A 13,553-nucleotide genomic window follows, 5' to 3' on the forward strand; every position below is an offset into this window, starting at 1 on the left:
CGCGCAAGGGGAAAGGCGGCGCAAGCCCCGCCCGCGAGGGGGCGCTGCCCCCGCCTTCGCCTGGCGGCGAAAGCCCCCCGGGATATTTGGGGCAAGATGAAAGGGGCTGGGGTTGGCCGCGACTTTCGTTTCTTCTTGGCAAAAATACGCAAAATCTGCCCGCAAAACCGCGTATTCGGCCGGGCAGGGGGCTTGTCAGCACCAGCGGCGGCGGCTATACGGCGCGCACTTCACAGGCGGAGGCGGGCCTTCCGGGGAGACATCCCGGTCAGGTCCACCGGTTGGGGCAAACCCTCAGAACCTCCGCTCAGGCGCAAACCGGAAAGGAAATGGACATGGCGCTTCCCGATTTCACCATGCGTCAGCTGCTCGAAGCTGGCGTTCACTTTGGTCACCAGACGCAACGCTGGAACCCGCGCATGGCGGAGTTCATCTATGGCGAGCGGAACGGCATCCATATCGTCGACCTGACCCAGACCGTGCCGATGCTCGACGCGGCTCTGCAAGTCGTGCGTGACACCGTCGCCAAGGGCGGCCGCGTTCTCTTCGTCGGCACCAAGCGTCAGGCTTCGAAAGCCATCGCCGACGCCGCCGAGAAATGCGCGCAATACTACATGAACCACCGCTGGCTGGGCGGCACGCTCACCAACTGGAAAACCGTCTCGCAATCGATCCAGCGTCTGAAGCACATCGACGAAGTGCTCGCCGCCGGCGCCGAGGGCCTGACCAAGAAAGAGCGTCTGCAGATGGAACGCGAGCAGGTCAAACTGCAAGCCTCGCTCGGCGGCATCCGCGAAATGGGCGGCCTGCCGGATCTGCTGTTCATCATCGACGTGAACAAGGAAGACCTCGCGATCCTCGAAGCGCAGAAGCTGGGCATCCCGGTCGTCGCCGTTGTCGACACCAACTGCTCGCCGAAGGGCGTCGATTACATCATCCCGGGCAACGACGACGCCGCCCGCGCGATCTCGCTCTACTGCGACCTCGTCTCGCGCGCCGCACTTGACGGCATGTCGGCCCAACTCGGCGCCGCCGGCGTCGACCTTGGCGCCCTCGAAGACGCGCCGGTCGAAGAAGTTACCGAAGAGGCCTGAGCCTCGGGGGGGCTTCGGCCCCCCTTTCGCGCGTCTCGGGCCCCGGGGCGCGCTTCGTCACAGTCCTGAGACGGGGCCGGTTTATACCCGCCCAGACCCTATTCAGAGGAGAGATCCCATGGCGATTACCGCTGCGATGGTGAAAGAGCTGCGCGAGACTTCGGGCGCAGGCATGATGGACGCCAAGAAGGCGCTGACCGAGACCAATGGCGACATGGAAGCCGCCATCGACTGGCTGCGCACCAAGGGCCTCGCGAAAGCCGCGAAGAAGGCCGACCGTGTGGCCGCTGAAGGCCTGATCGGCGTGGCCGTCGACGCCGGCCGCGGCGTCGCCATCGAGATCAACTCGGAAACCGACTTCGTCGCCAAGAACGCCGACTTCCAGTCGCTCGTGCGCGAAATCACCAAGATCGCGCTGCAAACCGGCGAGTCGATCGAGGTGGTGAAGGCGGCTGACCTCAACGGCCAGACCGTCGAGCAAGTCCTCACCGACGCGATCGCGCGGATCGGCGAGAACATGACCTTCCGCCGCATGCATGTGCTCGAAGGCGAGACCGTGGTCTCCTATGTCCACAATGCCGCCACCGATGGCATGGGCAAGATCGGCGTGCTCGTCGCGCTGAAGGGCGATGCGGCCAAGGCGCAAGAGATCGGCAAGCAATTCGCGATGCATATCGCGGCGACCAACCCGCTCTCGCTGTCGGAAGCTACCCTCGACCCGGCGCTGCTCGAGCGCGAACTGCAGGTGCAAACCGCCAAGGCGCTCGAAGAGAACGCCACCTCGGCCAAGCCGAAGCCCGAGCAGGTGATCCACAACAACATCATCCCGGGCCGGATGAAGAAATTCCTCGCCGAGAACACGCTGCTCGGCCAGTCCTTCGTGATCAACCCGGATCTGACCGTCGAACAGGCGGCCAAGGAAGCCGGCGTCGAGATCACCGGCTATGCCCGCGTCGCGGTTGGCGAAGGCATCGAGAAGAAGGAAGAGGATTTCGCCGCCGAGGTCGCCAAGACCCTGGGCAACGCCTGATCCTTCGGACCACCGAATGCGAACGCCGCCCCCCGGGGCGGCGTTTTGCATTTGGCCGTTTCGGATTTGGCCGGGGCAGGGCACCCGCCCCCCGGAAAAGGCCGAGCGCCCGAAAATACGCGCGCCCGGCCCAATCCGGTTGCCCGGTGGGGGCCCTCACGGACCAATATTCGCTCAGCTCCCCCTGTTCCTGGCCGAAGCCACCACTCTCGGAACCCGAGAATTTGACCATAAAGCGGCAGGCCGTGGCAGTCAGGTTTTCCTGACTTTTCGCGCCCGCGCCCCGTCTTCGACGGGCGCCGGATGCAGACTGCCGCGGAGAAAAATCTGTTTCTGCACAGAGGCTTTGAGCACCGCCTGCGCGGTCGCATCGACATCAAGCGCCTCACGCGCGAGCCGCAGATGCTTCTCGACCGTCGCCACCGTCAGCCCCATGATCGTCGCGATATCGGCGGCGGTCTTGCCATCGGCCACCCATTCGAGCGCCTCCCGCTGACGCCGCGTCAGCGCGCGCCGGGCGGTGGCGAAGGGCATCGAGGAAATCCGCAGATGGGTGAGCGTGTTGAGCACCAAGAGCTCGCGCCCATGCTCGGCCCAGATCGCATCGACATCGACCTGCCGCAGCCCCGGCTCGGCGCAAAGCCCGATCCCGCCCTTGGTGCGCGCATTCACATCGGAAAACGAGATCGAGATCCCGGCGCGCACCCCGTGGCGCAGGTTGAAATCGACCACCCGCTGCTCGGCCGCCGTCATCTTGCCCGAACGCGCCAGATCCTCGATCCAGTGCCACGAACACACCCCCTCATGGCTCGCCGCCCATTTCACCATCGGCGCATCTTCAAACAGCCCGCCGCCGACGAATTCGTCGAGATAGGCGCTGTCGTGGTTGGACAGGATCAGCGTGTCATCGAGGCTGCCAAAGCCGTTGGCGGTGCGAAACCGGGTGAAGGCGTAGAGCAGACGGTCAAAACCATAGCCCGTCATGCGGTCGCAATGCAGCGCCCACACCCCCTCGATCGTGCGACAATCGAGCAACTTCTCGAGGTGATCGAGCATTCTCACCCTCGCCATCAAACCCTGGCATCACTGTAACAGCCTCGCAACCCCGTTGACAAGCCGCGCCCGAGCGTCAGACCTTGGCCAGACCGCGAGAAAAATAGCTTTGAAATTGGGGGCTTGTCAGCCGTTCTTCACGCGCGCCGCGCCATGGGCGGCCAACAGCGGCATCAGCCCGGTGTGGTCATAGCCCGCCCGCGCCGCGGCGCCGACGATCTCCTCGATCGGCATCCGCCCGGCCTGCGACATCGCCCAAAGATGCGAGCTGCGCGTGCCCGACCGGCAATAGGCGAGCACCGGCCCCTCGAGCCCCGCCATCAGCGCCTCGAAATCGGCGACGAGATCGGGCGTCATCAGGCCCGGATAATAGGGCAGGTAATGAAAGCCGAGCCCCGCCGCCGCGGCGAGCGCGGCCATCGCGGCGCTGTCCTGACCGGGGTCGGTCTCCTCATCGGGGCGGTTGTCGATCAACACCCGATACCCAAGCGCCGCTACCGCCGCGATATCCTCGGGCAGAAGCTGCGGCGCGACCGCGAATTCAGGGGTGATCTTGCGCAAATCCATGGCTCTCTCCCGCTCTCAACTCTCTCTTTGCCGCGCCCCGCGCCCGGGATCAAGCGCCCATCGCGCAAAACCGGAATTTCGTTACCGATCAACACATTCAAATGCGAAGTTCATGCACCCCAGGGGAAATGCGCCACGATGCCGGGCAGCATCGCGAAATCGGAAAAGGCGATCGCATGGGGCAGATCGGCCACCGCGCTGCGCCGATAGCCCTCGGTGAAGAGCAAGAACGGCAGCCCCGCCAGCTGCGCGGTCTCGGCATCCACCTCGCTGTCGCCGATGAACAGCGCGCGCCCTTGACCAAGCGCGAGATGCGCGGCCAGAAGCGGCTCGGGCGCGGGCTTGCGCTGGGGCAGGCTGTCCCCGCCAACGATCGTTGCGAAAAGATCAAGGAGGTTGAAATGCCGCAACACTGCCCGCGTCGGCCCGAGCGGCTTGTTCGTGCAAATGCCGAGCGGATGGCCCGCCGCGGCCAGCGCCTCAAGCGCCTCGCGCACCCCGGGGTAAAGTGAAGTAAGGCCCACAGCCCCATGATAATGCGCGGTAAATTCCGCAACCATCTGGGCGTGGAGCGGCCCATCCGGGTCCGCCTCGGAGGCTTTGAGCAGGCAATGCACCAGATGCGGCACACCGCGGCCGACAAAGCTGCGCACCGCGGGCATGTCGAGCGGCGCAAACCCATGCGCGGTCAGAACCTCGTTCGAGGCGGCGTGAATATCGGGCGCGGAATCGATCAGCGTGCCATCGAGGTCGAAGATCAGCGCAGCGGGTCTCATGCGTTTTTCCATTTGATCGAACAGCCCATCGAGGGGATCTGATCGGCCGGGCCGCGGCCGGTTTCGGCGATCTCTAGCATCGCCTCATAAAGCTCGCGCCGCGCCTCGGGCGGGCCCGCCGAGCGCCCCGAAGCATCGAGCCGACCGCGGTATTGCAGCGCGTCTTCGGCATTGTAGCCAAAGAAATCCGGTGTGCAGACCGCCCCGTAAGCCTTTGCAATCTCTTGGCTTTCATCGAAGAGATAGGGGAAGGGGAAGGCCTTTTCGCGGCTCAGGCGCACCATGTTGAGAAAGCTGTCCTCGGGATAGGCCTCGACATCATTCGACGAGATCGCCGCGACGCCGATCCCGGCGGCGATCAGCCCCTCGGCATCGCGCAGGATCCGGTCGAGCACCGCCATGACATAGGGGCAGTGGTTGCAGATGAACAGGATCAAGGTGCCGCGCGGGCCGCGGATCTGCTCGAAACTCCACGCGCGGCCATCGGTGCCGGGCAAGCGAAAGCCGGGCGCGGGGGCGCCGAAATCACACACGGGCGGGCTGACGGCCATCGGTCTCTCCTGCGAATTTTCCTCAGGGTAACCGCTGCGGCCCTGAACGCAAGCGGCGGCGGATCAAAAGTGATCACGCCGTCGCTTTTCTTATCTTTTCAGCACCTTGCGCGCCGATCTTAACGCGCGGCCTCCGCTGCGGCCCGGATCGCGCGGATATTCGCGCCATAGGGGGCGGGGTCGGCCACCGAACCGCCCTTGAAAACGGCGGACCCGGCCACCAGAACATCGGCCCCGGCCGCCGCCATCAGCGGCGCGGTCTCCGGCGTGATCCCGCCGTCGATCTCGATATGGATCGGCCGATCGCCGATCATCGCACGCAAAGTTTTTACCTTATCCACTTGGGAATGAATGAATTTTTGCCCGCCGAAGCCCGGGTTCACGGTCATGATGCAGACCAGGTCGATCATGTCGAGCAGATGCGTGAGCGCGTCGAGCCCGGTGCCCGGGTTGAGCGCGAGACCCGCCTTGCAGCCCGCCGCGCGGATCGCCTGCAGCGTGCGGTGGATATGCGGCCCGGCCTCGAGATGGGCGGTCAGCACATCGGCTCCGGCCTCGGCAAAGGCCTCGATATAGGGGTCGACCGGCGCAATCATCAGGTGAACATCCATCACCGTCTTGATATGCGGGCGGATCGCCTTGCACAGCGGCGGCCCGAAGGTCAGATTCGGCACGAAATGGCCATCCATCACATCGACATGGACCCAATCGGCGCCCTGGGCCTCGATCGCCTGAATTTCCTGGCCGAAATTGGCGAAATCGGCGGAGAGAATCGACGGGGCGATCTTGATGGAACGGTCAAAAGCGGTCATGGCATCCTCGCGGCGAGAGGGCTTAGCTTGCCCAGTCAAGGGGTTACAAGGCGAAGTTCATCCACGCGGCCAAGCGGGCAGGGCGCGCGCCCGTTGTTTGGCGCAAAACCCGCCCGCACGCAAGGCTCACAGATGCTCGTCCGGGGTCAGCGCGGCCTGTTCCGCATCATCATAATAGCGCGCGATGCGCCGCACTTTCGGCGCCGAGCCAAAGACGAACGGCGTGCGTGCATGGATCGAGCTCGGCACCGCATCGAGGATCGGGTGGTAGCCATCGGTCGCCTCGCCACCGGCTTGCTCGACCACAAAGGCGATCGGCGCGCATTCATAGACGTGGCGCAGGCGGCCGCGTTCATAACCCGCGCGGCTGTCGCCCGGATAGAGGAAAACCCCGCCGCGGCGCAGGATCCGATGCGTCTCGGCGACCAGCGACGCGATCCAGCGCATGTTGAAATTGCGCCCGCGCGGGCCGTCTACGCCGGCCATCAGGTCGTCGATATAGGCGCGGATCGGCGCGGGCCAATGGCGCCGGTTCGAGGCGTTGATCGCGAATTCCACCGTGTCGCGCGGCACGCCGGCGATATCGGGAAGCCGCTCGAACCGGCCGGTATCGGGGTCGAGGATCCACAGATGCACGCCGCGACCAAAGCTCGCGACCAGCGCGCATTGCGGCCCGAAGATCATATAGCCCGCCGCGATCTGCTCCGAGCCCTTGCGCAGGAAGCTCGCCTCGGCGTTGCCGGCCGCCGGGAAGATCGAAAAAATCGTTCCGATAGAGACGTTTACGTCGATATTCGAAGACCCGTCCAGCGGGTCGACCGCCAGCGCCAGCGTGCCGGGCCCGAGCGTCAGGATCTCGTCTTCCTCCTCGGAGGCATAATAGGCGACCGCCGAGCCATGCAGCGCGCGCAAGTAAGCCGCGTCGGCCATCACATCGAGCGCTTTCTGACCGTCGCCGCCGGCGTTCGTGCCTTGCGCGGCCGCCAGATCGCCTTCAAGCCCGCTGCGCGCAATCAGCCGCGCGAGCTCGACACCGACGACCGTCAACCGCTGCATCACATCGGCCAGATCGGGCGCGAGATCCAAACCGTCGAGATCGAGAGACATGGCAAACTCCTTGCGCTGGTTGGGGACTTGTTGCGCTCATCGCACGGGCTTTGCAAGGCCAGTCCGCGCTCAGGGCCCCCAAAATGCGTGCATATTTTCCATAATACCGATTATCGGCGCTATTGGTGGCGGGAAACCGGCACCCCTGCGAGCGCCGATTTCTGCGTTTAATCAGGTAATTACGTTCGGTTCTTCACGCCCCGTCCGCGCGGCGATCCCGACGATCTCCTCGGTTGCGCGGATGATCGGTGCGAGCGCGGCCTGCGGATCTTCGTCGAGCCCCTCGGGCCCGGCCACATAGCGCTCGAGATAGACGCGCAGCGTCGCGCCCTCGGTGCCCGTGCCCGAGAGCCGCAGCACGACCCGCGAGCCGCCCTCGAACAGGATCCGGAACCCCTGATGCGCCGAAACCGAGCCATCGACCGGGTCCGTGTAACAGAACTCATCTGAGCTTTCGACCACAAGCCCTTGGAAAGATTTGCCTTTCAGCCCCTCGAGCCGGTCGCGCAGATCGCCCAGCATGGCGTTCGCCTCATCGACCGGCAGCGCCTCGTAATCATGGCGCGAATAGTAATTCCGGCCGAACCGCGCGAAATGATCGGCCATGATCTCGCCCACGCCTTGCCCGCGCGCGGCGATGATATTGAGCCACATCAGCACCGCCCAGAGCCCGTCTTTCTCGCGCACATGGTCCGAGCCGGTCCCGAAACTCTCCTCGCCGCAGAGTGAAACACGCCCCGCATCCATCAGATTTCCAAAGAATTTCCACCCCGTCGGCGTCTCGTAACAATCGATCCCGAGCGCCGCGGCCACCCGGTCGACCGCCGCCGAGGTCGGCATCGAGCGCGCCACGCCCTTCAGCCCGCCCGCATAGCCCGGCACCAGATGCGCATTGGCCGCGATCACCGCGAGACTGTCGGAGGGCGAGACATAGACCCCGCGCCCGACGATCATGTTGCGATCGCCGTCGCCATCGGAGGCCGCGCCGAAATCGGGCGCCGCATCGCCCATCATCTCCGCCATCAGCTCATGCGCCCAAGTCGGGTTCGGGTCCGGGTGCATGCCGCCGAAATCGGGCAGCGGCTGCTCATGCACGACCGTGCCCTTCGCCGCGCCAAGCCGGTTTTCGAAGATCTCGACCGCATAGGGCCCGGTGATCGCGCACATACTGTCCATGCGCATCGTGAAACCTTCATGAAAAAGGCCGCGCAAGGCTTTGAAATCGAAGATTTCTTCCATCATGTCGGCATAGGCTTCCACCGGGTCGACGACCTCGACGACCATCCCCCCGAGCGCGCTTTCGCCGATCGCCTCGAGGTTCACATCCGGCGCCTCGAGCTTATGAAATGCGGTGATCTCTTTGGTGCGCGCAAAGATCGCCTCGGTCACCGCCTCAGGCGCGGGCCCGCCGTTCGCCATATTGTATTTGACGCCGAAATCCTCCTCCGGGCCGCCCGGATTGTGGCTCGCCGAGAGGATGATCCCGCCATCGGCGCCGCGCGTGCGGATCAGGTTCGAGGCCGCCGGCGTCGAGAGCCAGGCGCCCTGCCCGACGATCACCCGCGCCGCCCCGTTCGCCGCCGCCATCTTCACGATCACCTGCGCCGCCTCGGCGCCAAAGTAGCGCCCGTCGCCCCCCAGAACCAGAACCTTGCCCGCCACGCCCCCAATCGCATCGAAGGTCGCCTGAACAAAATTCTCAAGGTAATTCAATTGCATGAAGACCGGAGTTTTCTTGCGCAGGCCCGAGGTTCCGGGTTTCTGGCCGTCAAAGGGCCGGGTCGGGAAGGTCGTCATCATTGCTCCTGTGGCGCGGTTGGCCGGGTGAAGAGTTGAACAGATTGCGCCGCGACGCAAGCCGTGGCGGCGTCGCAGGCGGTTTCCGGCGCATCGGGCGCAGCGCTGTCGAGGATCTGGGTCCAGCGCCCCTCGGGCAGCGCCACCTCGACCGCGGCGCCGGCGTTGAAGATCACGAACACCGCCTCGCGCGCGGCGCCGCCCTCGGGGCCCTCGGCCGCACCGCGGATCTCGGCGCACAGACATCGCGCCTGCGGGTCGTGCCAATCCTGCGGGCAGGGCTCCTGCCCGCTCGGCAGCCGCCAGATCAGATCGCGGATCCCGTCCTGGGCGCGGATATTGGCGTGCAAGAACCGCCGCTGACGCAAGACCGGATGCGCCCGCCGGATCCGCGCGAGCCGCGCAACAAAGTCGACAAGCTCCGGCTCGCGCCCCCAATCGACCCAGCCAAGCGGGTTATCCTGCGCGTAAGCGTTGTTGTTGCCGCTTTGCGTGTTGCCCATCTCGTCGCCCGCCAGCACCATCGGCACCCCCTGCCCGAGCATCAGCGCCGCCAGCATCGCCCGCTTGCGCGCCCCCCGTGCGCCGGGCTCCGCCAGCGCCTCGGAGAAATTCGCATTATGGCCGTCGCGGTTGTTCTCGCCATTCGCCTGGTTTTGCTTTTCGCTATAGGAAACAAGATCTTGCAGGGTGAAGCCATCATGGGCCGAGAGGAAATTCACGCTCGCCCAAGGCGCCCGGCCGGAATGGTCGAACACCTCCGCCGAGCCCGCCAACCGCCGCGCCGCCTCCGGCATCTGCCCCGCATCGCCGCGCCAGAACTTGCGCATCCCGTCGCGAAAGCGGTCGTTCCACTCGGCAAAAGGGTGCGGAAAGGCGCCGAGCTGATAGCCCCCCGGCCCGATATCCCAAGGCTCGGCGATCAGCTTGACCTGCGCGAGCACCGGGTCCTGGCGGATCGCGGCCAGAAAACACGACACCTGCGCGTTGAACGCCCCCGTCGCATCGCGCGCGAGCGTCGCGGCGAGGTCGAAGCGGAACCCGTCGACGCCCAGATCCTCGACCCAGTGGCGCAGACAATCCATCACCATCCGCAGCACGAAGGGATGCGAGAGATCGAGCGTATTGCCGGTGCCGGTGTCGTTGACATAGGCCCGCCCGCCCTCGGCCAGCCGGTAATAGGCGGCGTTGTCGATGCCGCGCAGGCTCACCGTCGGGCCCGCGCCATCGCCCTCGCCCGAATGGTTGAACACCACATCGACGATCACCTCGATCCCGGCGCCATGCAGCCCCCGCACCATGCGCCGAAACGCCTCGGGCCCGCCATAGCGCGGGTCGGGCGCGAAAAAGCCGACCGGCTGATAGCCCCAATAATTGCGCAGGCCCTTTTCGACGAGGAAGCGGTCGTCGAGAAAGGCCGCGCAGGGCAGAAGCTCGAGCGTGGTGACGCCGAGATGGCGCAGGTGGCGCAGGATCGGCTCAGAGGCGAGCCCCTCGAAACGGCCGCGCAGCGCGGCGGGCACCTCGGGGTGGCCCATCGTCAGCCCCTTCGGGTGCGCCTCATAAATAATCGTTTCGGACCAAGCCGTTGCGGGGCGTTCCCAATCCAGTTTCTCAACAGCGCAGACCTGCGCGCGCGGCATCACCGGGGCGCTGTCGCGCCGATCGGGGCGCGCGGTGCCAACCCCGCCTTGCATCAGCGGATCCCAGATGAGCGGCGCGCTGAGCGCGCGGGCATAGGGGTCGAGGAGCAGTTTCGCCGGGTTGAACCGATGGCCGAGATCGGGCGCCCAAGGCCCGTGCACCCGGTAGCCATAGCGCGCCCCCGCGCCAAGCCCGGGCACAAAGCCGTGCCAGACCTCGCCCGAGCGCTCGGGCAGCGTGAGCCGCGTCTCGCGCCCACCCTCGAAAAGGCAGAGCTCAACCCGCTCCGCATGGGCGGAAAAGAGCGCGAAATTCACCCCCTCGGGCGCATCGGCCGGGCCCACCAGCGTCGCGCCCAGATGCGTGCCGCGCCCCGGCTCGATGATCATCGCGCGATCAGCCCCTCGTAAAGGGCGGCATAGCGCGCGGCCGAGGCCTCCCAGCCAAGCGCGGCCTTCATCCCGCGTTTCGCCATCGCCGCCCAGGCCTTGCGATCGGCATGAAGCGTGACGAGCCGGCGCAGCGCCTGGCGCAGGGCGAGCTCATCGACCGGGTGGAAGACCACGCCCGTCGCCGCGCCCGCGGCCTCGGTGGCCGGGCTCGCGCCGATCACCGTATCGGCCAAGCCCCCGGTCGCCGCCACCACCGGCACCGTGCCGTAGCGCAGCCCGTAAAGCTGGGTCAGCCCGCAAGGCTCGAACCGCGAGGGCACGAGCACCGCATCGCCGCCCGCAAACATCCGGTGGCTGAGCCCCTCATCATAGCCGATCTTGACGCCGACCCGGCCGGGGAAGCGCGCGGCCAAGCCCCGCACCATATCCTCGGCCCAAGGGTCGCCCGAGCCCAGGATCGCGAGCCCGCCGCCCGCGGCGACGAAATCGGCCACCGCGCCGGGCAGCAGATCGATGCCCTTTTGCGGCGTCAGACGCGAGACGAGGATCGCGAGCGGCCCCGGCACATCCAGATGAAATTCGCGCTGCAAAGCCTTGCGATTGCGCGATTTTGCGGAAAATTTCGCGGCCGAGAACGGTTGGATCTCGGGGTCGGTTTCCGGGTCCCAAACCGCGGTATCGACGCCGTTCAGGATACCATGGACAACGCCCGCGCGCGCCTGGATCACCCCCTCGAGCCCCATCCCGAATTCGGCCCGCATCAGCTCCTCGGCATAGCGCGGGCTGACCGTGGTGATCGCATCGGCCGCCATCAGCCCCGCCTTCAGCGTCGAGATATCGCCCCAGAACTCGAAGCCCTCGCGGTTGAAATGCTCCGGCGGCAGCCGCATCGCGGCCATTTTCGCCGCCCCCACCCGGCCCTGAAACGCCATGTTGTGGATCGTCATCACCGAGGGCACCGCCACGCCCCAATAGCGCAAGAACGCCGGCGCGAGCCCGGCCTGCCAGTCATGGGCATGGACGACATCGGGCCTCCAGCCCGCCACCCCGTCGCGCGCCACCACCGCCGCCACCCAAGAGAGCGCCGCAAACCGCTCGGCATTGTCGCCGTAATCGCCCCACATATCGGCGTAAGGCCCGCCCGCGCGGTCGAAGAAATGCGGCGCATCGAGCGCCAGAACCTCGACCCCGCCCACCGAGCCGAGCATCAGCCGCGCCGGGCCGCCGCCGAGATCGGCCGTCTTCCAGACCTCCTCGGCCGGCGCGAGCTTCGCCAGAACCCCGGGATAGGCCGGGATCATCACCCGCATCTGCCACCCCTGCCCCGCGAGCGCCGCCGGCAGCGCCCCCACGACATCGGCCAGCCCGCCGGTTTTCACGAGCGGCACCGCCTCGGATGCCACCGACAGAACCCGTTTCATCGCGCCCTCCCCGGCCATTTCGCCGCTCAGCCGAGCACCGCCGCGCGGCGGTCGAGCATCGCTTGCGTGATCAGCACCACGCCCCCCTCGGTCCGCCGGAACCATTTCGCGTCCTCCTCCGGATCCTCGCCGACGACGAGCCCGGCCGGGATCTTCACGCCGCGATCGACCACGCAACGGCTCAGGAGCGCGCCCCGCCCGATATCGACGTAAGGCAGCGCCACCGTGTAATCGAGGCTCGAGAAACTATGCGCCCGGCAGCCGGTGAACAGCAGCGAATTGCGCACCTCCGAGCCCGAAACGATGCAATCGCCCGAGACCAGCGAGCTCACCGCCGAGCCGCGCCGACCGTCCTCGTCATGGATGAATTTCGCCGGCGGCACGAGCTCGGCATAGGTCCAGATCGGCCAGGCGTTGTCGTAAAGATCGAGCTTGGGCGTAAAATCGGTCAGGTCGATATTGGCCTGCCAGAACGCATCGACCGTGCCGACATCGCGCCAATAGGGCTCCGTCTCCAGCCCCGAGGTGACGCAGCTTTCCGAGAATTTATGCGCCATCGCCTTGCCGTATTTGACGATCTGCGGGATCAGGTCATGGCCGAAATCATGGCTCGAATGCGGGTCTTCGGCATCGCGGATCAGCAGCTCGCGCAGGAACTGCCAATCGAAGACATAGATCCCCATCGAGGCGAGCGTCTGGCTCGGATCGCCGGGCATCCCGGGCGGGTCTTTCGGTTTTTCGAGAAACTCGGTAATACGCCCCGTCGCATCCACCGCCATGCAGCCAAACGCGCTCGCCTCGCGCCGCGGCACCGTCAGACAGCCGATCGTGACATCGGCGCCGGTCTCGACATGCTGCATCAGCATGATCTCGTAATCCATCTTGTAGACATGGTCGCCGGCCAGGATCACGACATATTTCACGCCATAATCTTCAATGATATCAATATTCTGCGCGACCGCATCGGCGGTGCCCATATACCATTTGCTCTCATCGACCCGCTGGCTCGCGGGCAGGATGTCGAGATATTCATTGCGCTCGGCGCGGAAGAAGTTCCAGCCGCGCTGCATGTGGCGGATCAGGCTGTGCGCCTTGTATTGGGTCGCGATCGCCATCTTGCGGATGCCGGAATTGAGCGCATTGGAGAGCGCGAAATCGATGATCCGGGTCTTGCCGCCGAAATAGACCGCCGGTTTCGCCCGCCGGTCGGTCAGCTCGTTGAGCCGCGAGCCGCGCCCGCCGGCAAGCACGAATGCCATCGCCTGCGACGAAAGCCTCTGGTTCGGTTGCGGTTTCATAATCCCTCCCC

At 65.9% G+C, this 13,553-nt stretch carries 12 protein-coding genes; 2 read left to right on the plus strand and 10 right to left on the minus strand.

The genetic code is table 11. From position 1 onward, the window contains the following. The first annotated feature begins 329 nt into the window (after positions 1 to 329). The gene (gene rpsB / locus LPB142_RS09265) at positions 330 to 1,094 is read left to right on the plus strand and encodes a 30S ribosomal protein S2 (protein ID WP_156506887.1); all 765 of its coding nucleotides are present in this window, start codon (positions 330 to 332) and stop codon (positions 1,092 to 1,094) included. Between the two features lie 118 nt (positions 1,095 to 1,212). After that, a complete protein-coding gene (gene tsf / locus LPB142_RS09270) occupies positions 1,213 to 2,124 on the plus strand; it encodes a translation elongation factor Ts (RefSeq protein WP_068766864.1) in 912 nt (303 codons plus the stop codon). 252 nt (positions 2,125 to 2,376) lie between these two features. Here tsf and LPB142_RS09275 read toward each other — a convergent pair whose 3' ends face one another. From LPB142_RS09275 to glgC, 10 genes are all read right to left on the minus strand, one after another. After that, the gene (locus LPB142_RS09275) at positions 2,377 to 3,180 is read right to left on the minus strand and encodes a helix-turn-helix transcriptional regulator (protein WP_071166201.1); all 804 of its coding nucleotides are present in this window, start codon (positions 3,178 to 3,180) and stop codon (positions 2,377 to 2,379) included. Positions 3,181 to 3,303: 123 nt separating this feature from the next. After that, a complete protein-coding gene (locus LPB142_RS09280; RefSeq protein ID WP_068766866.1) occupies positions 3,304 to 3,744 on the minus strand; it encodes a TIGR01244 family sulfur transferase in 441 nt (146 codons plus the stop codon). A 110-nt stretch (positions 3,745 to 3,854) separates the two neighbouring features. Then, on the minus strand, positions 3,855 to 4,520 hold the full coding sequence (gph, locus tag LPB142_RS09285) for a phosphoglycolate phosphatase (protein WP_071166202.1): 666 nt from the start codon (positions 4,518 to 4,520) through the stop codon (positions 3,855 to 3,857). After that, positions 4,517 to 5,071 (minus strand): thioredoxin family protein, encoded by a 555-nt coding sequence (locus LPB142_RS09290; RefSeq protein ID WP_068766868.1) that lies wholly within the window; start codon positions 5,069 to 5,071, stop codon positions 4,517 to 4,519. The genes gph and LPB142_RS09290 overlap by 4 nt, the downstream gene beginning before the upstream one ends. A 119-nt stretch (positions 5,072 to 5,190) precedes the next feature. Further along, positions 5,191 to 5,883 carry a ribulose-phosphate 3-epimerase gene (gene rpe / locus LPB142_RS09295; RefSeq protein WP_068766869.1) on the minus strand — a complete coding sequence of 231 codons (693 nt, stop codon included), beginning with the start codon at positions 5,881 to 5,883 and terminating at the stop codon, positions 5,191 to 5,193. Positions 5,884 to 6,009: 126 nt separating this feature from the next. Further along, positions 6,010 to 6,990 carry a class 1 fructose-bisphosphatase gene (locus tag LPB142_RS09300; RefSeq protein WP_071166203.1) on the minus strand — a complete coding sequence of 327 codons (981 nt, stop codon included), beginning with the start codon at positions 6,988 to 6,990 and terminating at the stop codon, positions 6,010 to 6,012. Between the two features lie 171 nt (positions 6,991 to 7,161). Next, complete coding sequence (locus tag LPB142_RS09305) at positions 7,162 to 8,787, minus strand: alpha-D-glucose phosphate-specific phosphoglucomutase (protein ID WP_071167202.1); 1,626 nt, start codon at positions 8,785 to 8,787, stop codon at positions 7,162 to 7,164. Continuing rightward, the gene (gene glgX, locus LPB142_RS09310) at positions 8,787 to 10,820 is read right to left on the minus strand and encodes a glycogen debranching protein GlgX (protein WP_071166204.1); all 2,034 of its coding nucleotides are present in this window, start codon (positions 10,818 to 10,820) and stop codon (positions 8,787 to 8,789) included. Before glgX ends, LPB142_RS09305 begins: the two co-directional genes overlap by 1 nt. Beyond that, complete coding sequence (gene glgA, locus LPB142_RS09315) at positions 10,817 to 12,244, minus strand: glycogen synthase GlgA (RefSeq protein WP_082872976.1); 1,428 nt, start codon at positions 12,242 to 12,244, stop codon at positions 10,817 to 10,819. Before glgA ends, glgX begins: the two co-directional genes overlap by 4 nt. A 26-nt stretch (positions 12,245 to 12,270) precedes the next feature. Then, positions 12,271 to 13,542, minus strand: a complete 1,272-nt coding sequence (gene glgC, locus LPB142_RS09320; protein ID WP_071166205.1) for a glucose-1-phosphate adenylyltransferase — start codon at positions 13,540 to 13,542, stop codon at positions 12,271 to 12,273. Between the last annotated feature and the right edge of the window lie 11 nt (positions 13,543 to 13,553).

The sequence above is a fragment of the Rhodobacter xanthinilyticus genome (assembly GCF_001856665.1).
In the GTDB taxonomy this organism is placed as follows: domain Bacteria; phylum Pseudomonadota; class Alphaproteobacteria; order Rhodobacterales; family Rhodobacteraceae; genus Rhodobacter; species Rhodobacter xanthinilyticus.

Coding starts and splice junctions, on each gene's coding strand:
- gph (WP_071166202.1), bottom strand. CDS start 4,520: ATGAGACCCGCTGCGCTGATCTTCGACCTCGATGGCACGCTGATCGAT.
- LPB142_RS09305 (WP_071167202.1), bottom strand. CDS start 8,787: ATGACGACCTTCCCGACCCGGCCCTTTGACGGCCAGAAACCCGGAACC.
- LPB142_RS09275 (WP_071166201.1), bottom strand. CDS start 3,180: ATGCTCGATCACCTCGAGAAGTTGCTCGATTGTCGCACGATCGAGGGG.
- rpe (WP_068766869.1), bottom strand. CDS start 5,883: ATGACCGCTTTTGACCGTTCCATCAAGATCGCCCCGTCGATTCTCTCC.
- glgA (WP_082872976.1), bottom strand. CDS start 12,244: ATGAAACGGGTTCTGTCGGTGGCATCCGAGGCGGTGCCGCTCGTGAAA.
- LPB142_RS09300 (WP_071166203.1), bottom strand. CDS start 6,990: ATGTCTCTCGATCTCGACGGTTTGGATCTCGCGCCCGATCTGGCCGAT.
- LPB142_RS09290 (WP_068766868.1), bottom strand. CDS start 5,071: ATGGCCGTCAGCCCGCCCGTGTGTGATTTCGGCGCCCCCGCGCCCGGC.
- glgX (WP_071166204.1), bottom strand. CDS start 10,820: ATGATCATCGAGCCGGGGCGCGGCACGCATCTGGGCGCGACGCTGGTG.
- tsf (WP_068766864.1), top strand. CDS start 1,213: ATGGCGATTACCGCTGCGATGGTGAAAGAGCTGCGCGAGACTTCGGGC.
- glgC (WP_071166205.1), bottom strand. CDS start 13,542: ATGAAACCGCAACCGAACCAGAGGCTTTCGTCGCAGGCGATGGCATTC.
- LPB142_RS09280 (WP_068766866.1), bottom strand. CDS start 3,744: ATGGATTTGCGCAAGATCACCCCTGAATTCGCGGTCGCGCCGCAGCTT.
- rpsB (WP_156506887.1), top strand. CDS start 330: ATGGACATGGCGCTTCCCGATTTCACCATGCGTCAGCTGCTCGAAGCT.